Genomic DNA, 21,790 nt, shown 5'->3' with positions numbered 1-21,790 from the left:
AATGAGAAAAATTTACATAACGGCGGCCAGCTTGCTTTTGCTTAACGCAATTTCCCCTGCTGTACAGGCTCAAAAAAGCACATCAGTTGGCGCCATCGATAAAAAAGTGGATGCGCTGATAGCCAAAATGACACTGGAAGAAAAAGTAGGCCAGATGACCGAAGTAACCTCGGATGTAGTATCAAAAACAAATGCAACTGATCATCAGCTGGATGCGGATAAGTTAAAGGAAGCTATCATGAAATATCATGTGGGTTCAATCCTCAATGTAAGCGGTCACGCGTACAGTCGTGAGCATTGGTACGATGTGATCTCGGCCATCCAGAAAGCAGCCGGTCAGGATCGTTTAAAAATCCCGGTTATTTATGGCATCGACGCTATACATGGCGTAACTTATACAACCGGCAGTACTTTGTTTCCGCAGGAGATTGCGGTTGCTGCTACCTTTAACCGGGATATAGCTTACAAAGCCGGACAGATAACCGCCTATGAAACCCGCGCCAGCTATATTCCCTGGAATTATTCGCCGGTATTGGATCTGGGCAAGTCGCCGCTTTGGCCACGTATTTACGAAACTTTTGGCGAAGATCCCTACCTGGTTAAAACCATGGGCGCGGCTATTATTAAAGGATACCAGGGTAATGATGTGGGCGATAAATACCATGTGGCCGCCTGTATGAAACATTACCTGGGTTATAGCTTCCCATTGAGCGGTAAAGACCGCACGCCGGCCTGGATTCCAGACCGTTATATGCGCGAGTACTTTTTGCCATCATTTGCCGAAGCTGTAAAAGCAGGTGCTAAAACCTTGATGATTAACTCTGGCGAGATAAACGGTGTGCCGGTACATGCCAGCAAATACCTGCTTACGGATGTTTTGCGCGGCGAACTTCATTTTGACGGTATTGCGGTAACCGACTGGCGCGATATCCAATACCTTCATGATCGTCACCATATAGCGGCTACTCAAAAAGATGCCGTAATGATAGCTGTTAACGCGGGTGTGGATATGAGCATGGTTCCCTATGATTATACTTTTTTTACCTATTTGATTGAGCTGGTTAAAGAAGGCAAAGTACCAATGACCCGGATCAACGAGGCGGTGCACCGCATTTTAAAAGTAAAATACGAATTAGGTTTATTTGAGCGCCCGGTAGGTAATCCTGTTGATTATCCAAAGTTCGGATCAGAGGAATACAGGTTGGTAAGCGTACAAGCCGCTAATGAGGCTATTACATTGTTAAAAAACAACAACCATATACTTCCCCTTAAAAAAGGCATGAAAGTGCTGGTAACCGGCCCTACGGCCAATACCATGCGTTCATTGGATGGGGGATGGAGTTACACGTGGCAGGGAGATGAGTCGGACAAGTTTGCCGCAAGCAAGAATACCATCCTTGAAGCTATCCAACAAAAAATTGGTAAAGAAAATGTAAGCTATGAAGCCGGTGCGGCATTTGATAGCCTCCAAAATGTTGACGAGACCGTTAAAGCCGCGCAAAAAGCAGATGCGATTGTGCTTTGCCTTGGCGAATTATCGTACACAGAAAACGTTGGTAATATTGATGACCTTAACCTGCCGGTTGCGCAAATTCAACTGGCACAGGCCCTGGCCAAAACAGGCAAGCCGGTAATATTGGTATTGGCCGAAGGTCGCCCACGAATTGTAACGGATGCGGAAAGCCTTTCAGCAGCTACCCTCATGACTTACCTGTTGGGTAACGAAGGCGGCGATGCCATTGCAGGCGTGTTGTTTGGCGATGTAAATCCATCAGGTAAGTTGCCTATAACTTATCCGCGTTTCACCAATTCGTTAAACAACTATTACCGCAAAAATTTAGAGAATGGTAATCCCGATGATAAACACGGTTACAATCCTTTGTATGAATTTGGTTACGGTTTAAGCTACACCACTTTTAGCTACAATAACCTGCACATCAGCAAACCAGAGCTGAAAGATAATGAAACGTTAACAATCACTGTTGACGTAAAAAATACCGGGCAGCTGGAAGGTAAAGAATCTGTATTGTTATATATCAGCCAGTTATATGCCAGTATAGCGCCGGATACCAAACGCTTAAGGGCTTATGATAAAATCTCGCTAAAACCGGGTGAAACAAAAACAGTAAGCTTTAAAATTACGCCTAAAGACCTTGCTTTTGTGAACGATGTAAGCAAAACCGTTACCGAAGCAGGAGAGTTTAGGATTCAGCTGGGCGATCAAACCCAAAGCTTTAATTATGTATCTACACTTAACGCTCCTTCAAGAACAGGTAAACTATAATTTGACACGAATTCCACGAATTGGAATTAACACGAATTTCACGAATTGGGTCGAATTAACACAAATACTGACGGCATTTAGAAGTTGTCTAAAAATAAAAAAACAGACCGTCATTACGAGTGGTAAAATTCCGCGAAACTCTGAAGGGGGAATGACGTTTTAAAAGGTTTGTCATCCTGAACGCAGTGAAGGATCTATTCGTAGACTGTACAGGGCGAAGAAGTATGGTGGAGAGTAGATCCTTCACTGCGTTCAGGATGACAAAAGAGTTTCTTTAGCAAATACGTCATAGGTAGGTACGAAGCAATCCCCGACTATGCAGATCTGATTTGCAAAGCTGCCCTGTAAGGCGGGGATTGCTTCGTACCTCGCAATGACGCTTGGATCTAATTCGTGAAATTCGACTCAATTCGTGAAATTCGTGTCTATAAAATTCGCGTTAATATGAATAAGATCTTGTGCTCTTGTTTTTTGATCCTGTTTTGTCTGAGTTTTTCCTGCTCAAAAGGCAAAACAAATCCTCCCGTAGTTATAATTGAACCACCAGAAACCATAGCCAAGGGTGCAGACATCAGCTGGGTAACCGAAATGGAAGCCAAAGGCATTAAGTTTTATGATAAGAACGGTACCCAACAGGATCTTTTTGTATTATTAAAAAGCTTGGGTTTTAATGCTATAAGGCTGCGGGCCTGGGTTAATCCCAAAGATGGTTACTGTAACACTGCCGACCTGGTAGCAAAAGCTAACCGTGCAAAGGCTCAGGGTTTTAAAATTATGATAGATTTTCATTACAGCGATTGGTGGGCCGATCCTGGTAAACAAACCAAGCCCGCCGCCTGGGCCGCCCTTGATTTTGCCGCGCTCACCACCACCTTGCACGATTATACCAAAAGTGTGATGAACACGCTAAAAGACAATGGTATAACACCGGTATGGGCACAGGTAGGCAACGAAACCAACGACGGCATGCTATGGGAGGATGGCCGTGCCTCAAAAAGCATGGCTAATTTTGCCGCCCTCGTTAAAAGCGGTTACGCGGCAGTTAAAGAGGTGAGCCCAGCAACGCAGGTAATTGTGCATCTCTCCAATGGTTATGATAATAATCTTTTCCGTTGGATGTTTGATGGGTTGAAAGCCAACGGCGCCAAATGGGATATTATAGGCATGTCGCTTTATCCATCAAAAACAAACTGGCAAACCCTCACTACGCAGTGTTTAGCCAATATGAACGATATGATTTCGCGTTATTCAACCCCGGTTATGGTTGTTGAAGTAGGGATGGAGGCCGATGCGCCAACAGAGGGCAAAGCTTTTCTTTCAGATATCATCAGCAAAGTAAAATCGGTTAATAACAATGGGGGCAAAGGCGTTTTTTATTGGGAGCCGGAGTCATACAACAACTGGCAGGGCTATGGTTTAGGCGCTTTTGATAACTCGGGTAAACCAACCGCTGCGCTGGATGCGTTTGCGAATTAATTTATACTTTACACACACCGTTCAAGCACCTTTTGTACTCCTTTGGATCACCTTTGCAATACTTTTGGATCACTTTTGAGTACCCTTTGTGTTACTGCTGTTTTTAATCTAATTGAATGGTAACCAGGTGATTGTGCTGTTTTTTTCTATTTGTAGAGTTGCTTTTTTTTAAAGAGCCAAGGCGATTAATCAGCGTGTTAACCTTTTTGCATGCTACCCATACAAATATACTGAAAAAGGAAAAAATATCCAATTAAAATGCGTCGTGAAAAGGTTCTTTGTGATGAGATGGATTGTAGAATGAAAGACTTACCAGGTTTTTAAAAACCTGGTAAGTATCGCCTCTCAAAGTACCCCTTATTTCACACCCGCCATAATAAGCTGTCTGCAGCATCAACTACTTCACCACATCAACCCATTGCCCCTTAATCAAACTATTGATCGAATTGTTATACATCGCCTCGCAATACACCGCCGGCAAATAATACCTGCCCGCATAAGCAGCATTCAGCATTACGTAATAGGTAACCTCGCGGCCTTCGGATAAACTAAAATAGGTGTTAACCCTGTCGTCCCTGATATCCCTGTAGTCGGATGGGGATGATTTGAAGGCTTCATCACTGTTCAGCATCCGGCTGTTCAATATCTCCCATCCCGATGGGAAGATCTGGCTCAGGGCCAGGTTATCATATCTGCCGCGCCTGCCGGGGTTTTTAATGTTCACCTGTGCCACAAAGTCAGTTCCCTGTTTCAATGAGGATGGATCGATCGGTTTACCGCCAAGGGTAAAGTAGCCAACCCGCATCTGTAAAACCTGCGGATCGATAAACGTTTTCACGTCGAGGCCAGATGATGGCTGTCCTTTTTGTATCAGCCTCACATACAGTCTGTTTGTGCCTAAGTTCTTTATCATTACTTTACCACCGTTTGTAGCTAAGGCGCTTTGCCAAATGTAGGACGGTGAACTAACATCAGCCCTGGCAGCACCCGACTGGAAATTAAAGGTCATCTTACCAGATGATTTATTCTGCCCGCAATATTGCGCAATAGCTATCAGCGAGTAGGCGGTTGTTTGGGTACTATACCAATCATCCTGCGAAAGCCTTGCAGCTACAGTTTTAAGCTGCGCAGCTGCCTTTGCCTGCTGACCAAGCAATGTAAGTGTTTCTAATATCATCGCCTCATCCCGCAGGTCGGAACCATAAGTGCCGTACATGGTATTATAAGGTTTTATTGTAGTTGGTAAACCTGCAATCATCCCTATACCCATCTCGGGTTGGCCGGCCAGTTTATATGCAGCGGCCAGGCGCCATTTAGCTTCTACGCTTAAATATTTAAATTCGCGTAAACGGTTCATCGCCCCTAATTCCGGTGAGCGGGCTAAAGCAAGTAAATACAGGCGGTACGCCTGGTTAAGGTCATCGCCATAAAAGCTCCTGCTATCCGGCGCCCAGGTCAAGGCTTTTTGTTTTTGGTATTTTTTCCATTGCGCTATAAATCCTAAAGGCATGCTGTAACCTTTAGCCTGCGCAGCCAGCATAAAGTGCCCGGCATAATTGGTTCCCCATTCATCTGCACTGCCGCCATCGGGCCAGTAGCTTAAGCCGCCGCCGGGTACCTGGAATCCATTGAGCCTGGCAATAGTAGCCTTGATATTCCTTTCTGATTCTGCCTTTTGCCTCGGCGACAGATCAAGCAATTGGCTCAAATACAATTGTGGGAAGGCTGCCGACGTGGTTTGCTCTACACAACCATGAGGATAATCTATCAGGTAATCCAGCCGTTTATCCAGGTTTAGCGGTGGGATGGAGGCAACCTCCATAGTGTTTTTATTGGTGCCGCTTATACCTATTGCCTGGTAAGCGGTGCTCCATGTTTCACCCGGTTTAAGCTCTTTCTGTAAGATGCGGGTTACCGGCGGATTAGGGTTACGCACATTTAGTTCTACATCATAAGCTGCTGTTTCTGATCCGCTTTTGGCGATGATCTTCACTTTGCCTACACCCACAAAGTCCTTTACATCTAAATCAAAGGTTGCCAGCTGATCGCCTGTTTTGGTAAAAGTGAACGTTTTGATATTGTTGCCCGCAAGATTACTGAACGCATTACTTTGTACCGATACTGTAACTGTTTTGATATTAGGTTCCATAGCGAAAACAGTAACAGGTAGCTGCACTTTTTCACCCGGACCTAACACCCGCGGTAAAGTAGCCAATATCATCAGCGGCTTTTTAACCGCCACAACTTTTTCGGCAATACCATAGCCACCATCGTGCCCAGCCACAACCATTGCCTTTACAGAACCTACATATTGCGGTAGTTTAAAGGCCGTGGTTTGCTTTTCGCCTGCACCAAGGTGAAACGGGCCCATGAATTTCACAACCGGCTTAAATCGGTTTACAGATACATTTTTGTTGGTGCCCAGGTTGCCATCGCCACCTATACTTAATATCCGTTCCAGTCCACCGCCATACGCGCCGATCACATAATCAAACAGATCCCATGTTTTTACGCCAAGCGCCTCGCGGGCATAAAAGGTATCATGCGGATCGGGCAGTTTGTAATTGGTAATATCCAGCAGACCCTCATCAACAATAGCAATGGTATAGGTTATTTCCTTACCCGAAGCCTCGGATACCGTTATGGCCGATTGTGTTTCGGGCTTGATCTTATCCGGCATGCTGATAACCGGCTTCAATATCGTTTCGGGGTTGTTTACGGTAAGCGGTATGGCGCCATACATGCGGATAGGCAGGTCGTTTATTGTTTGTGAATGTCTTTGCAGCAGGGTTACATTCACAAAAACGTTAGGCGCCATTTCGGCATCTACGGTAAAACTATATTGGGTTTGCCCTTTTTTAGTATCTATCCAGGTAGTTTTTAAAACTTTGCTGCCATTTTCAAAGCTGATTAAAGCGCGGCCATCAGCGGCTGTAGGGATGGTTAAAGTAGCCTGTTCGCCAACCTTGTATGCAGGTTTATCCGAAGTAAAGGAGAGCATTGCAGCCTCGGTAGGGTTACTTTGCTGCAACCTTTCCGACCAGTTTGGCCAATCAACATAAATGATCTTGCCGGTTGAGTGACCTGTTTGTTCGTCTTTTACCTTAATGAGATAGCGCCCCCAATCAGCTTTGGGGATACGCAATGTCCATTTACCACGCCCGTTTGTAAGCTGTATATTTTGGGTTTTGATGAGCTTGTTATATTTGTCCTGGGTAAAATTGCTCGTCTCATCCCCGGTTTGATCCCACCACCACCGCCATTGTACTTTGTACAGTTCCAATTCAACAGTGCGGGTACCGGTAAAAGCGTTGCCATTTACATCAACATCGGCAATATCAACCTGGTGATCTTTATCGGTAACCAGCATCCCCGAAAGTTCGCTGCCAGATGGTGTTTTGATACCCACATAGCCGGGGTAAACATTATATGGCATGGTAACCTGCTGTATGCTGAAATTGCCACCCGGTTCAAATACTTTTACCAAAAAGTTGGCCCGCAGCTGCCCCGGCGCCTGTTTCTCTACGTTTACATTAGCATCAACATCGGCATTACCATCAGCACTTAACTTGCCATCAAAAACGGTTTGGGTTTGGGTATTGAAGGCCAGGGTAGGATCATCAAAAACATAATCCTTATAGTTTTTAAAGCTGGTTGTTTGCGGTGTTAAAAATGCATCAACTTTGGCTTTCAGGTTTTGGGCAGCCCCACCAAACAGCCATCGCGCGCTTAGTTTGCCGTTGGCATTGTTGCCTTTGGTGAGTTCATTAGCGCCGCCAAACGTAAGGCTTAGTTTTAAACGGTTTGGCATAACGGTTTCCACCTTAATCTTTTTCTCAAAAATAACCCCGCCCACTTTTACCCGGGCTGTCCAGTTCCCGGTAGGCGAAGATGTTTCTGTAGCAGTATGGAAACTATAAAAACCATCCAATGATTTGGTTTGCGTGATACGCCTGTAAAGTTTTCCGTTGGGATCTGTCAGTTCAAACTCAACCGGGTGATCGGCTGGCAAGGTTTTTAGCTTATCTTCCAGTATAAAGGTCATAAATATACTGTCGCCGGGGCGCCAAACACCACGTTCGCCATAAAGAAAACCTTTTAATCCGCCTTGAACCTGTTCTCCGCTAACGTTAAAGCGGGAGAGGGGCAGCGAGTTTCCATCATCAAGTTTTAAATACCCGCGCTGACGGCCTTTTTTTGCTACCAGCAGGTATGGTTTCCGTTTCAGTTCAAAGTTGGCCAACCCGTCAGATCCTGATGTGGTTTTTAAGATCAGCTGCTTTTGATAATCGAGTAATTGCAATTCCACACCATCCATAGGTTTGGCGGTCATGATATCAGTAACCGCTATCAGCATGTTGTTATTGTTACCCCGTTTGGCAATCAGGCCAATGTTTGATGCGATTATATTGCGGGTAGCCCAGCGTGTTTTGGTGTAGTAGGATGGCGTGCAGGCGTTATCCTTATCCTGCCAGCTGTAGCCTTCAGGGTAAAAATTATCATATCTCGACCAAAAATCATCGTCTTCGTCGCTTACCTTGTTGGCATTATTGCTGTATTCTCCCTCACCTTCATACCCCTCGTCGTCGTCTTTTTTTACCGTACCTCCCAAGCTACAGTTGTACAGCGAATAATCCTGCCTGAAGCCTATAACCACCCTGTAAATAGCGCCGGGTTCTGTGCGGATCATCTGGTCGAGATCCAACATAAAACGATTCTTTTTATTCAGGTTTACCCCTTTATCTTTGTCCAGCCGGATGGTTTTTTGTACAATAGGTTTACCAACCTGCCGCAACTCCTGCCCGCCATTAAAATCGTTGTTCTGGAAGTATTGTGGTACGTTACTTTCGTATATCTTAATGATGCTTACATCAACCGCTTTTAGATTCACGGCTTCAAAAGGCATCATCAATTTACCCGAATCGGGCAGAATTACGCCTTTGCCCGGGATAGTTACATTTGGCAGGCGGTTTTCAAAAAATACATTACCAGTATAAGTTTTAGTGATTTTTTTGTGAGCAATATTTTCGACCCCTTCATTTACAAACACGCTGTAATCGCCCTGCAGGCGTTCAGAAGCGTATACTTTAACCATACTGCCATCAATGGTATAGGCCGCATCGCCTATATTTGCGATGCCAATAAGGCCATTCAATTCCTGGCCGACCATTATAGCATCCGAGAATTGTACCAATACATATTGGTCGTTATCCTGCACTGCACGAATATTCAGCACCTTAAAATCGCCTATCGCGGGTACATCAAAACGCTGATCGCCCTTTTTATCAACATTTAAAGCACTGCCATCCCAGTTAATGGTAACAGGCGTAACCGCGCCCGATTGTCGTTTTAGCCCGGTTATTTTAAATGTATGCGTTTTTGTAACAACATTATGATCCCAGGTAATTTTAACCGGCCATGTGTAGTTTACGGTAATGATCTTTTCAATCAATGCGGGATCTTCCGTATCGGAAGTTTGGATATCGCCTTCCAGTTTCATTTCATCAGCAGATGTACTGGTAGCTGTTTGCAGTCCGTTAAATGCAACGTTAAAATCCGGCTTAATTACCTGGAAACCAAATTTGAACTTGTTAAAGCCGGAGGGAACATCGATAAGTTTCCCTAATTTAAATTCGGCACTATAACTTTTATCGGGATCGAGCTTTTTATCGGGGCGAAATTCAATGGTGCGGGCATCAATCCAATATGCTTTACCTTTTATTGACGGTGAAAAATCAAAAAGATCGTTACTAATCGCTTCGTTTTGCTGATGAGTAACCTGCACCGCACTGGCAAGACGGATCCTTACAGGGCTCTCCTTGGAGATAACGCCAGTTGTATAAGATTCGATGTACTTGCCGAAGGCAGGATCAACCACTGTTTTTTTGCGGCCGTTAGCAATAAGATAAGCGATAATTAATAGTACTGCAAGCGCAGAACCAATTGTAATTATACTTTTACGTTTGCGGAAGCTGGTATATCCGTTATCCATGGAATAGGTTTATTTATTGCATGAATGTATAAAATTTATAACAACAAATAATTATTTGAGAAATATTTAATAGTGAGTGGGGAGTAGTGGATGATGAGTTGTTTGATTATGTTAAAGAGTTAAAACAATCTTCGTCAAACCAGCTTTCCTAAATGACCAATGGCAACTACAATATCATAACACCGGGTTTATTTAACACCGGGAGTTTGATGAAATTCATTTCTACAATGCTCTCTGGCAGGAAAATGAATTTTTTATCGAAGATGTTTGTGCCGATATAATAACTGAGCCAATACTCATTATTAAGGCCGAAGGTTTGCTCATCAATAGGCTCGATAAGCTTAAAGCCCTTACTGCCCACAACCGGGATCATGTGTCTTAAAGTAGAGGTTTTTACCTGTTCGCCATCCTTTTCACCATAACCTTTTGAGGTAATAAGTACGTTCTCTATAGGCTCATTTTTTAGGTTAATGAGGTATACGTACCAGATTTTACTCTCCACACTTTCGCGCTCCAGAGCTACCGCTATGGCAATATCTTTAACGCTGTTATCGGGGAGGTCTTTTATCATTTTATTTATTTAGTGAGCGGTTGATTGGGTTGATTAGGTGAGTGGTTGGATATTAATACGATACGACTTACTATTACAACTATTCACCTAATCAAGCATTCACCAATAACTTACTTTTTCTTAGTCGGTGCTTTTTTCTTAGCAGGTGCTTTCTTGGCTACCGGTTTTGCAGAAGCAACCGCTTTACCAAAGCGTCCCTTTTTTGCATCTTTAGGCATGGCATCAGCTAAGGCCTTGCATTCTTCATAAGTTAGGGTCAGGGGATCCTTATCCTTCGGGATCTTAACATTTAGTTTGCCAAATTCTATGTAAGGGCCCCAACGGCCATTCAATACTTTTACTTCCGGATCCTCATCAAACGCTTTGATCAGCTTCTCGGCATCTTTTTTACGTTTTGCTTCAATCAGCTCGATAGCTTGCTCTTCGGTAACATCCAGCGGATCAATATCCTTTGGTAAAGAAACAAACGCGCTGTTGTGACTGATGTACGGCCCAAAACGGCCAATAGCAACTTTCATTATCTTGCCTTCATATTCACCAACAACTTTAGGCAGTTTAAATAGCTCCAAAGCTTCTTCAAGGCTGATGGTTTCTATACTTTGGCCGGTTCTTAAGCTGGCATAAAGTGGTTTTTCTTCTTTATTCTCGTCTGTAGCGTTTTCGCCAACCTGTACAAAGGGACCGTAACGGCCAATACGTACCGACATTTTTTTGCCACTTTCGGGGTGAACACCTAATTCACGCTCGCCTGTGGCTTTATCAGCGGTTTCAATAGTGCTTTGAACACCTTTATGAAAAGGATCATAAAATTTGCGGATCATATCTGTCCACTCTTTTAAGCCCTGGGCAATCTCATCAAATTGTTTTTCAACACTGGCGGTAAAATTAAAGTCGACTATTTCTTTAAAATATTGTACCAGGAAATCATTTACTACAGCGCCAATATCGGTAGGGAACAATTTGCCGCGCTCGGCACCGGTATTTTCTGATTTTTGTTCTTTCGTTATATGATCACCTTTTAAAGTAAGTACCCTAAAGTTGCGTAATTTACCTTCACGCTCTTCCTTAACCACATAACCGCGGTTTTGTATGGTTGAAATAGTAGGAGCGTAGGTAGACGGGCGACCAATACCCAGCTCTTCCAGTTTCTTAACCAAGCTTGCCTCTGTATAACGTGCAGGCGGGCGCGAGAAACGCTCAGTGGCCGACATTTCCTGTAAAGCTAAGCGCTGGCCCCTGGTTAAAGGCGGCAACATGGCATTGTCTCCATCCTGCTGCGGCTCATCCTCATCATCCTGCGATTCGAGGTAAACTTTCAGAAAACCGTCAAACTTCATTACTTCACCATTAGCGGTCAGCTCATCTTTACGGGTTGATATACTGATTTTTGCAACAGTCTTTTCAAATTGCGCTTCACTCATTTGCGATGCGATGGCGCGTTTCCAGATCAATTCATACAGGCGTTTTTCATTAGATTCACCGTTGATTGTATGATTGTTAAAATAGGTTGGCCTTATAGCTTCGTGAGCTTCCTGCGCGCTTGCGTTCTTGGTTTTATATTTTCTTAGCTGATGGTATTTGTCGCCATAAGCTGATACAATTTCCTGTTGAGCTGCATCTAATGCGGTTTCGGATAAGTTTACCGAGTCTGTACGCATATAGGTTATATAACCAGATTCGTACAGCCTTTGCGCTACCTGCATGGTACGTGCTACTGAGTAGCCGAGCTTCCTGCTGGCTTCCTGCTGCAATGTTGATGTAGTGAACGGCGCAGCTGGTGAGCGTTTGGCAGGTTTGGTTTCCAGCGAACGCACATCAAAATCAGCCCCTATACAATCCTGTAAAAACTTTTCAGCATCTTCCTGTTTGGTAAAACGTTCGGCAAGCTCGGCTTTAAAGGCTTCTTTACCTTTGCCAAATACAGCCAGTATTTTAAAAGCCGCCTCTGATGTAAATTTATTTATTTCGCGTTCGCGGTCAACAATAAGTCGTACAGCTACTGATTGCACACGACCGGCAGAAAGTGATGGCTTCACTTTTTTCCAAAGAACAGGGGAGAGCTCGAAACCCACAAGCCTGTCTAAAACGCGGCGGGCCTGTTGGGCATTCACCAGGTTGTAGTCAATCTTACGCGGGGTATCAATTGCTTTTAATATTGCAGGTTTTGTGATTTCATGAAAAACAATGCGTTTGGTTGATGCATCCTTTAAGCCAAGGGTTTCAAATAAGTGCCACGATATAGCTTCTCCTTCGCGGTCCTCATCCGATGCAAGCCAAACCATTTCTGCTTCTTTAGCCAATTTCTTCAACTCGCTTACTACCTGCTTCTTATCTGCAGGCACTTCGTATTTTTGAGCGAAGTTGTTACCTATATCTATCGCATCTTCAGACTTCACCAAATCGCGGATATGCCCGTAGCTCGACTTCACTATGAAGTCTTTACCAAGGTACCCCTCGATGGTTTTGGCTTTCGCCGGAGACTCAACTATCAGTAAATTTTTGGCCATTTAAGCAGTTATTTTTTGCAAATAAAACATAAAGAAAGCGAAACGCCAATTAGTTTTTGCTAAAGATGTTAGAAAGTTGGAATGTTTTAAGGTTAAAATGTTGCTTTGGCGAGCATAGACTGTAATAAAATCGGAAGGTAAAACACCGGATATTGCAATCGATAACATCGCAAGATTCCAACCTTAAAACATTCCAGCAAATAAAGGATTACATTAAAAAACCGCCACCCAGCAGATCGTTACCTTCATAAAACACAGCCGACTGGCCTGGGGCTATGCCAGAAACATTATGGTGAAAATCAACCTTCATGTGTTCGCCCATTTGCACAATACTGCTTTGGGTACCTGCATCCTTATACCGGATCTTGGTGATCGCTTCTATAGGCTCGGTAATACTGGCGTATTTAACCAGGTTAAGATTTTTTACCCAGGCCTGTTTGCGTTCCAATTCGTCAGCTGTACCTAAAACAACAGTATTTGTTTGCGGATCGATACTGGTAACAAACATTGGTTGCCCCAAAGCAATGCCCAAACCCTTACGCTGACCTATTGTGTAAAAAGGATATCCCTGGTGCTTGCCTACTACAGTGCCGTTAGCGAGTACAAAATTGCCGCCGGCAACACGTTCCTCCAGGTCCTCTACTTTATGCCTTAGAAACGATCTGTAGTCGTTATCGGGTACAAAACAAATCTCGTAGCTTTCGCTTTTACCGGCCAGTTCAATCTGCCCCATATCCATAGCCATTTGCCTGATTTCGGGTTTAGAAAAACTGCCTAAAGGAAATTTAGTACGTGCAAGGTTTTTTTGAGACACTCCCCAAAGCACGTATGATTGATCTTTGTTTTCGTCTTTGCCTTTTGATATTACATAACGGCCGTTATCCTGCAGGCGAATGTTTGCATAGTGGCCTGTAGCAATAAACTCGCAATCGAGTTTATCGGCACGTTTTAATAAGGCATCCCATTTAATATGTGTATTGCATAATACGCATGGGTTAGGGGTACGGCCTGCAAGATATTCATCAACAAAGTTGTCGATCACAAAATCGCCGAACTCATTGCGGATATCCAGTATGTAATGCGGAAAGCCATAACCTACGGCCAGGGCACGCGCATCATTAATACTATCCAGACTGCAGCAGCCGGTTTCTTTGGAGCTGCCTCCGGATGATGCATAGTCCCAGGTTTTCATGGTAAGGCCGATCACTTCATAGCCCTGCTCATGCAGCATCACTGCCGCTACCGAACTATCAACGCCACCGCTCATTGCCACTAAGATCCTGCCATGCTTACTCATAATAGGCGCAAAGATACGATATTGTGATTTATGTTGATAGAGACTTGGGTCAGGATAGGGTAAGATTTACGTTGGGCGTACTTAAGTGCAGGAATTTAGTTAGGTAATACATCGTTTTGCCATTATCAAATTTGTAAATTATAAAAGATGCTATTTAATCAATAGTTAATTTAATCTGTTGGTCAGTGTGTTATATAGACTATGTAAAGTTTTAATTATGCATAAATTTAATTTTATGCCATTAAATATTAGTCTTGTTTACTCAGGATAAAAGTATAGCCCATTGTACAACGGGCTATACTTTTACATACTGGAAGGGTTAAGATATCTATATCAAATTAGAATCTTTAATACAAACGACTAACTTTTTTTATTAAGCCATTGTTTAATCCGGGAATTGATAAGTATACCTGCCACCATAAAGGCGACTAACAGGTATACGGTCATGATGTGCTGTGGCATTTTTAACTGGTTTATAATTTTAATAAATGTAACGGGGATGCTGCAATAATTCCAAATGATTTGAAAAATATATATCTGACGGATAAGGAAAAAAAGTCAAATCGCGGTGTATCTTTTATAATAAAAGGACTATATTTTCTTATTGCGGAGTTATCAGGTTTTTAGCTAAAAATTGCATTTCAAGTCGATGAATAAAAAAAAATGCGTTTAAAAGGCTTTTTATTGCTTGAATTTTCTGTTTTAACGTAATGTTACACTAATACTATTTCAATGTTAAAAGATTTTTTTTGCTAATTTTTTAAAGAATAAATGTGGAGTTGACTATTCTAAAACATTTCGTACTGTTTATTAAAATTAACGTAAAAATGATATTGCCTATTGTAACATTCGATTTACAATATAAATTTGCTTTACCCTAATTAATTTAATAAAATGATACGCCAATTAACATTAGAACAGAAGTTGCAAGGAGTAATTTTGATGATCATTTGTTTTGTAGCCATTGCGAACTACTTAATTAAGTAAGTCCGCTAAACAAGAAACAATTAAGGTGCTTTTTGGAAAGCACCTTTTTTTATGCAATAAACTCTGGGACGGGTTATTAATTCCTTATCTGCCCATCGCCTTTAACTATCCATTTATAGCTGGTAAGCTCATCCAGGCCCATAGGGCCGCGGGCATGCAACTTTTGCGTACTGATACCTATTTCGGCGCCTAAGCCAAACTGTGCGCCATCTGTAAACGCGGTAGATACGTTGGCATAAACCGCTGCGGCATCAACGTCGTTTAAAAAGGTCGCTATGTTCTCAGCATCTTCGGATATAATTGCCTCGCTATGTTTGGAACTGTTTACGGCTATGTGTTCTAAAGCTTGCTTAAAACTATCCACCGTTTTAACGGCCATTTTCATCGATAGAAATTCGGTGCCAAAATGTTCCGGCTTTGCTTTATGGAGAAGGTTTGCAGGGTAATCGTTTTTTAAAGCCAGGTAAGCAGGTTCATCGGCAAAAATTTCAACTTGCTTCTCTTTCAGGATATGGGCAAGCTGCGGCAGATCATTTAACCTGTCGACATGAATTATCAGGCAATCCAGGGCATTGCATACGCTAACCCGGCGTGTTTTGGCATTGGCAATAATCTCGGCGCCTTTAAGCAGGTCGCCAGATTGATCGAAATAGGTGTGTACAATGCCCGCGCCTGTTTCAATAACCGGTACTTTACTGTTATCTCGCACAAAATCTATCAGCGACTGGCTCCCGCGTGGTATCAGCACATCCACAAAGCCAATAGCGTTTAACAATGCTGCGGTTGCCTCGCGCTCGGCGGGGAGCAGTGTAACTACATTCGGGTCTACATGATGTTTTGCGAGTACTTTATGTATTATGGATACAATGGCACGATTTGAATGATCCGCATCGCTGCCGCCCTTTAAAATGCTGATGTTGCCTGTTTTAAAGCACAGCGCAAATACATCAAAGGTAACATTTGGCCTTGCCTCATAAATTACACCTACCACACCCAGCGGTACGCGAACTTTGGTAATGGATAAGCCATTGGGCATATGCGTTTCGGAAAGCTGTTTACCCAAAGGGCTATCGAGGTTGGCTACATTGATCATATCGCCTGCAATAGCCTCAATACGGGCAGCTGTAAGTTTCAGCCTGTCATATTTTGGATCTTCTGGATCCATCAGGTCAAGATCCTTTTGGTTTTCGGCTAATATCGCATCTGTTTGGGCAACAGCCTCTGCAGCTACATCATTTAAAACCTCGTTTATAAGGGCAGGGGCAAGGGTTGGCTTTCTGCCAGCTATAAGTGCGTTTTGGAAATATTGATTGTAATTCATGTGTTAACCCTGTAAATAAAGATAATCATAATGTACCAAAGGCTTCTGATTTTTTTGGCCGATCCGTTCCCGGGCTTTATCTGAGCCGTATTCGGCAATGCCAAGGCCTATAAGTTTATGGCTTTCATCAACCAGTTTAATGATATCGCCTTTTTTAAAGTCGGTTATTACCTTGGCAACGCCCACGGGTAATAAACTTGTGGCCTTGCTGGATACCAGCGCTGCTTTAGCTCCTGCATTAACCTGAACTGAACCAGTAGCCGATTTTTCTGAATGGGCAATCCATTTCTTTTTACCCGAAGCTGTTTTGTTAGGGATAAAGCGGGTATGGATCACCTTGTTCTCCAACACATCGGTAAGTATATTATCCCTTTTGCCGTTAGCAATGTGCACCGCTATGCCTAATTGAGCTGTTTTTTGCGACATGGTTGACTTGGTGATCATCCCACCACGACCAAACTGCGATTTGCCAGATGAAACAAACTCGGCAAAATCAACAACAGAGCCCGCAACTTCTTCAATCACAGCGGATCCCGGCGCTTTTGGGTCGCCGTTATAAATGCCGTCAACATTTGTTAATACAATTAATGCCTGGGCATTTAGCATGGAGGCAATTAAGCCGGCCAGTTCGTCATTATCGGTAAACATCAGCTCGGTTACCGATACCACATCATTTTCGTTAACTACAGGTATCACCTGGTGCTGTAACAACAGGTCGAGGCAGTTTTTCATGTTGAGATAGTGCATCCTGTCCCTGAAATCCTCCTTGGTAACCAATACCTGGGAGCAAAGGATCCCAAAACGCTCAAATAACTGCGAGTAGGTATTTATCAATTTTACCTGCCCTATAGAAGCCAGGAGCTGCCTTGCGGCTATGGCATCATACTTTTCGGATATATTGATGAGGCTTCTGCCGGATGCTACGGCACCCGATGAAACCAGGATCACCTCTTTACCTTGTTTTTTGATCGCGGCTATCTGGCCAACCAGGTGCTCAATGCGTTGCAGGTCGGGAAGGCCGTTTTCCTGAGTAAACACATTGGAGCCAATTTTAATGATGATGCGCTGGTAATTAAAAGACATTTTGCCGTAGTACAGATTGAACCGCCAATATTACAAAATTGACACGGAACAGGACCGGATTATTTGAAAATATATCCACTAAAATGGTAGATTTAATAGAAGTATATGTGTATTTATCCAAAAAAATCGAGAAAAAACAAGAAAAATGTTGACACAAAGCAAATAATTTATATTTTTGTCGACTAATTCCATAGACTATGTATCATATTTACTTAATTAATACCTCTAATCAGTTTAAAATGCAGCTCGTTAATATGTGTTGTTGTTGATAGGCCCCCATACATCTATCTACATCAAATTAATTAAACACATACTTAAAAATTTGCGCTAACCCCCTTCATGAAAACTCTTCATAATACGATTAAACTCATAGTACTTTTTCTTGTCCTTGTCCCGGCAATAGGCCATGCACAGCTTAATGGTTCTTATATAATAAGCGGCGTTGTAAAAGACGACCATGGCGAACCACTTGTAGGTACAACCGTAAGCATAAAAGGAACTACAAACAAAACCGCGTCTGACAGCACGGGTAAATTTTCTTTAACAACAAGTGCCAAATTACCCTATACTTTAATTTTTACCGCATTAGGTTTTCAGCCGCAGGAGTTTTACGTTAAAAACGCCAACAGCGCTTTAAATATCCAGTTATCAAGTCAATCGTTATTGATTAACGAGGTGGTGGTAACTACATCCCGTAAAGAAGAAAAGCTGCTTCGCTCTCCTGTAGCTATCGAAAAACTGAGCATCAACGCGCTTAAACAATCTCCCGGCCCAAGCTTTTACGACGCACTGGAGAACGTGAAAGGCGTACAGATGACTACGACCAGTATCACCCTTAAGGTACCTAACACGCGTGGTTTTAACAGCCCGAACAACTTCAGGTTTATGCAGCTGGTTGATGGTGTTGATATGCAATCGGCTACTTTAGGTGTACCGCTTGGTAATGCTATTGGCCCAACCGAGCTGGATATTGCAAGTATTGAAATTACCCCGGGCGCGGCAGCGGCCCTTTACGGTACTAACGCCATAAACGGCTTATCAAATTTAATAACCAAAGATCCTTTTAAATACCAGGGACTGAGTTTTTACCATCGCCAGGGATTAAATCATGTAGGTAACGACCGTTTAGGTGCAAGTTCACTTACCGAGGACGCTTTGCGCTATGCCAAAGCCTGGAATGATAAATTTGCCTTTAAACTGAATGTAAGTTACATGCAGGGTACCGACTGGCAATCAGATACACGTAAAGATCAAAACCCTTACAACCTGAAAACCGCAAATCCGGGCTTTCCTGCACTCACAGGCACAAGCAATGCTGCTTATGATGGCTGGAACAAATATGGCGATGATGCCCTTGCCGGAAGTAATACCGTTGTTGTGAAAGGCCTTACCGTTGATGGTAAAACAATGCCGGGCCTTACCGTTGCCCGTACAGGATATAATGAAGTTGACCTGGTAAGCCCTAAGGTAACTAACCTGAAACTTGATGGTACACTATCTTATAAATTAACGCCCAATACCGTATTGTCTTACACCTACCGCTACGGTAGGTTGGATGGCGTATTTCAGCGCGGTAACAAAATTTCGTTACAGGACGCAACGGTACAAAACCATAAAGTTGAGTTAAAAGGCAAAGAGTTTTTGGTTCGTGCTTATGAGTCGATAGAAAATACCGGCAATTCGTTCAACGTAAAGCCTTTGGCCGATAACCTTGATCTGAACCATGCAAGCAACTCGGTATGGGGAACAAGCTTTAAAAATGCGCTTAATTCTTATGGTAGTGCAAACGGAGGTTTAACATCTGCAAACCTGGCTGCTGCCGAGCAATATGCAAGAGCTGCTGCAGACGCGGGAAGGGTAGAACCTGGTACAAAAGCATTTGATGCCTTAAGAAAAACCATTATCGGTATTAATAACTGGGACATCAAATCGGGCCTGATACCTAATGCCCCGGCTACAGGTGGCGCCGCGCTGGTTCAAAAAAGCCATTTATATAACGCTGAAGCCCAATGGGATTTAACAAACAAGGTAAAGGTGGTCGACCTGCTGGTTGGCGGCGATGTGCGTGTATACGCCATAACCCCGGATGGTAATAACTTTGTTGATTTTACCCGTTCGATTGCCGACAGGAACACACCTTTGGCCGATGGTAGTTTTGGCAAAAATGTGATCTACAAAAAATATGGAGCATTTACCCAGGTAACCAAAACTTTCTTCGATGAAAAATTAAAGCTATTCGGCTCAATCAGATGGGATTATAATCCTTACTTTGATCCTAAGTTTACGCCTCGTTTAGCGGCAGTTTATACCGTAAATGAGAATCATAACTTTAGGTTTACCTTCCAGAATGGTTACCGTTTCCCATCATTGTTCGAGGCATTGTCTTATGTAAACAATGGTCGTGTTAAACGTGTGGGCAGCTTACCATTTATAAATGATGGATTGGGTTATTTAGGTAACAGTTATACCCAGTCGTCTGTAGTTGCTTTTAACGCTGCAGTAAATGCTGCCGGTGGTACCGACCAGGTTGCTTTAGCCAACAGGAACCTGTTAAAAGTTGCCGATTTGCCGCCTTCAAGACCAGAGCAGATCACTTCTTATGAAGTAGGTTACAAAGGTATTATATTGAACAATAAAGTATTTATTGATGTGGATGCCTATACCAACCGCTATAATGGATTTTTAGGCCAGGTGCAGGTGTTTGTGCCTAATAGTGCTACAGTTGGCTCAGATGCCGGGGTATTGGCTATGCTTGATGTTAACCGCGACCCAACTACCGGAACTGCCAGCAACGCTGCAAGCCAGGGCCAAAGCAGGTACCGCGTTTATACCAATGCTAAAAACATTTATAATAACTATGGTTCATCTGCCGGTATCAGCTATAATTTCTATAAAAGATATACTGTATCTGGTAACGTAAGCTTCAATAAACTGAAGGCACAATCAAAATCAGATATTTTTGTTACCGGCTTTAATACTCCTGAATGGTCGGGGAACGTATCATTTGGTAACCGCGAAGTTGCTAAAAATGTAGGCTTCAACATTGTTTACAAATGGCAACAATCATTCCTGTGGGAAAGCCCGCTGGTAACAGGTACAGTACCGGCAATAGGTACATTTGATGCCCAGGTTACTTACCGTGTACCAAAATACTATGCCACCTTTAAGGCAGGCGCAACCGATATATTCAACAAACGCTACTACCAATACGCGGGTGGCCCTACTATTGGTGGTTTGTATTATGTATCGGTTACATTGGATGGTTTGTTGGCCGGCAAATAAACAACAGCTTTTTAATACGTTTTATATAGTTTTTTTGAAGCGGATGGGGGAACTCATCCGCTTTTTGCTTGATATAAAAATGAATTATTACAGTTGCAAAATTCCTGGAACTAAGCAATAACTTCTCTTAAAAGTTCAAAAATACCGCCGCAACAATTGATCTATTAACCAACTTTATAAATACGGAAAGACTATACTGTGACTTCTTTAATTTCAATATGTTTGTGTCAAGGGATCAGTAGATCCTGATGGATATATCAGGTGCCGAGGGCATCAAAACATTTATACACGACGAAATAAGCTTATAAAATGGCAGCAGTCAAATCATTTTTACTTTTTATGCTGGCCGGGCTGTTTGAGATTGGCGGCGGTTATTTAGTCTGGCAATGGCTGAAGAATGACAAACCAATTTGGTGGGGTATCGCAGGTGGTATCATATTAGTTTTATATGGCGTTGTGGCAACCTGGCAAACGGCTGATTTCGGGCGTGTATATGCTGCCTATGGCGGCATCTTTATCATTATGGCCTTGATATGGGCCTGGAAAGTAGATAACTTTCAGCCAGACAAGTGGGATGTTATCGGCGCACTGGTAGCGGTTATCGGCGCGTGCATCATTATCTATATGCCAAGAAAGTAATATAGTTGACGCCTTTTAGTACAGGTTTTGTGCCGAAGCCTTCGAGCGATAACTGACCCCTGCTTCATCAAATATTTTGCCATAAAGTCAATGGCTTATTCTTCATTCAGTATATCATTCAATTCTTCTTCTGTAAGCCCTTTTGCAGTCATGTCTTTGCGAAGCTCAGCCAGGAAACGCAGATAGGCCTCTTTATCGTCATCCTGAAATGCTTTGGCCAGGGATACATTAACACTATTGCTGATTGCTTTCTTTTTTTGTTCAGGTGCATTGCGCCACGCTTTTGCCAGCCTGTCATCTACTTCAATTACTATCCGCTCCATATCTGATTATTTTAATGATAACGTTGAT

At 43.0% G+C, this 21,790-nt stretch carries 11 protein-coding genes; 4 read left to right on the top strand and 7 right to left on the bottom strand.

The features are described from left to right. Position 1: 1 nt before the first annotated feature. Positions 2 to 2,284, top strand: coding sequence for a glycoside hydrolase family 3 N-terminal domain-containing protein (locus AC1DO4_RS16445; RefSeq protein ID WP_477417700.1), 2,283 nt, complete (start codon positions 2 to 4; stop codon positions 2,282 to 2,284). Positions 2,285 to 2,728: 444 nt separating this feature from the next. Further along, the gene (locus AC1DO4_RS16440; protein WP_477417698.1) at positions 2,729 to 3,760 is read left to right on the top strand and encodes a glycoside hydrolase family 53 protein; all 1,032 of its coding nucleotides are present in this window, start codon (positions 2,729 to 2,731) and stop codon (positions 3,758 to 3,760) included. Between the two features lie 397 nt (positions 3,761 to 4,157). Here AC1DO4_RS16440 and AC1DO4_RS16435 read toward each other — a convergent pair whose 3' ends face one another. The 6 genes from AC1DO4_RS16435 to proB form a co-directional block, all read right to left on the bottom strand. Next, positions 4,158 to 9,752, bottom strand: a complete 5,595-nt coding sequence (locus tag AC1DO4_RS16435) for an alpha-2-macroglobulin family protein (protein WP_477417696.1) — start codon at positions 9,750 to 9,752, stop codon at positions 4,158 to 4,160. Positions 9,753 to 9,918: 166 nt separating this feature from the next. Continuing rightward, a complete protein-coding gene (locus tag AC1DO4_RS16430; RefSeq protein ID WP_477417694.1) occupies positions 9,919 to 10,323 on the bottom strand; it encodes a hypothetical protein in 405 nt (134 codons plus the stop codon). A gap of 110 nt (positions 10,324 to 10,433) precedes the next feature. Continuing rightward, entirely contained in the window at positions 10,434 to 12,830 is a 2,397-nt protein-coding gene (topA, locus tag AC1DO4_RS16425) for a type I DNA topoisomerase (protein ID WP_477417692.1), read from the bottom strand. 208 nt (positions 12,831 to 13,038) lie between these two features. Next, a complete protein-coding gene (gene mnmA, locus AC1DO4_RS16420; protein ID WP_477417690.1) occupies positions 13,039 to 14,127 on the bottom strand; it encodes a tRNA 2-thiouridine(34) synthase MnmA in 1,089 nt (362 codons plus the stop codon). A gap of 1,063 nt (positions 14,128 to 15,190) precedes the next feature. After that, positions 15,191 to 16,435 carry a glutamate-5-semialdehyde dehydrogenase gene (locus tag AC1DO4_RS16415; protein ID WP_477417688.1) on the bottom strand — a complete coding sequence of 415 codons (1,245 nt, stop codon included), beginning with the start codon at positions 16,433 to 16,435 and terminating at the stop codon, positions 15,191 to 15,193. A gap of 3 nt (positions 16,436 to 16,438) precedes the next feature. Continuing rightward, positions 16,439 to 17,518, bottom strand: coding sequence for a glutamate 5-kinase (gene proB, locus AC1DO4_RS16410; RefSeq protein ID WP_477417686.1), 1,080 nt, complete (start codon positions 17,516 to 17,518; stop codon positions 16,439 to 16,441). A 339-nt stretch (positions 17,519 to 17,857) separates the two neighbouring features. Here proB and AC1DO4_RS16405 point away from each other — a divergent pair, with 339 nt between their 5' ends. Then, positions 17,858 to 20,800 carry a TonB-dependent receptor gene (locus AC1DO4_RS16405; RefSeq protein ID WP_477417684.1) on the top strand — a complete coding sequence of 981 codons (2,943 nt, stop codon included), beginning with the start codon at positions 17,858 to 17,860 and terminating at the stop codon, positions 20,798 to 20,800. A gap of 309 nt (positions 20,801 to 21,109) precedes the next feature. After that, positions 21,110 to 21,439 (top strand): YnfA family protein, encoded by a 330-nt coding sequence (locus AC1DO4_RS16400; RefSeq protein WP_477417682.1) that lies wholly within the window; start codon positions 21,110 to 21,112, stop codon positions 21,437 to 21,439. 95 nt (positions 21,440 to 21,534) lie between these two features. Here the strand turns inward: AC1DO4_RS16400 and AC1DO4_RS16395 are convergent, their stop codons facing one another. After that, on the bottom strand, positions 21,535 to 21,762 hold the full coding sequence (locus tag AC1DO4_RS16395; protein ID WP_477417680.1) for a hypothetical protein: 228 nt from the start codon (positions 21,760 to 21,762) through the stop codon (positions 21,535 to 21,537). Between the last annotated feature and the right edge of the window lie 28 nt (positions 21,763 to 21,790).

The organism is Mucilaginibacter sp. P5_A6, assembly GCF_056400585.1.
Note: the sequence above shows the minus strand (reverse complement) of the source record. Positions and strands in the feature narration are given on the sequence as shown.

Excerpts from the sequence above, each read along its gene's own strand:
- AC1DO4_RS16445 (WP_477417700.1), top strand. The coding sequence starts at position 2 with ATGAGAAAAATTTACATAACGGCGGCCAGCTTGCTTTTGCTTAACGCA.
- AC1DO4_RS16440 (WP_477417698.1), top strand. The coding sequence starts at position 2,729 with ATGAATAAGATCTTGTGCTCTTGTTTTTTGATCCTGTTTTGTCTGAGT.
- AC1DO4_RS16435 (WP_477417696.1), bottom strand. The coding sequence starts at position 9,752 with ATGGATAACGGATATACCAGCTTCCGCAAACGTAAAAGTATAATTACA.
- AC1DO4_RS16430 (WP_477417694.1), bottom strand. The coding sequence starts at position 10,323 with ATGATAAAAGACCTCCCCGATAACAGCGTTAAAGATATTGCCATAGCG.
- topA (WP_477417692.1), bottom strand. The coding sequence starts at position 12,830 with ATGGCCAAAAATTTACTGATAGTTGAGTCTCCGGCGAAAGCCAAAACC.
- mnmA (WP_477417690.1), bottom strand. The coding sequence starts at position 14,127 with ATGAGTAAGCATGGCAGGATCTTAGTGGCAATGAGCGGTGGCGTTGAT.
- AC1DO4_RS16415 (WP_477417688.1), bottom strand. The coding sequence starts at position 16,435 with ATGAATTACAATCAATATTTCCAAAACGCACTTATAGCTGGCAGAAAG.
- proB (WP_477417686.1), bottom strand. The coding sequence starts at position 17,518 with ATGTCTTTTAATTACCAGCGCATCATCATTAAAATTGGCTCCAATGTG.
- AC1DO4_RS16405 (WP_477417684.1), top strand. The coding sequence starts at position 17,858 with ATGAAAACTCTTCATAATACGATTAAACTCATAGTACTTTTTCTTGTC.
- AC1DO4_RS16400 (WP_477417682.1), top strand. The coding sequence starts at position 21,110 with ATGGCAGCAGTCAAATCATTTTTACTTTTTATGCTGGCCGGGCTGTTT.
- AC1DO4_RS16395 (WP_477417680.1), bottom strand. The coding sequence starts at position 21,762 with ATGGAGCGGATAGTAATTGAAGTAGATGACAGGCTGGCAAAAGCGTGG.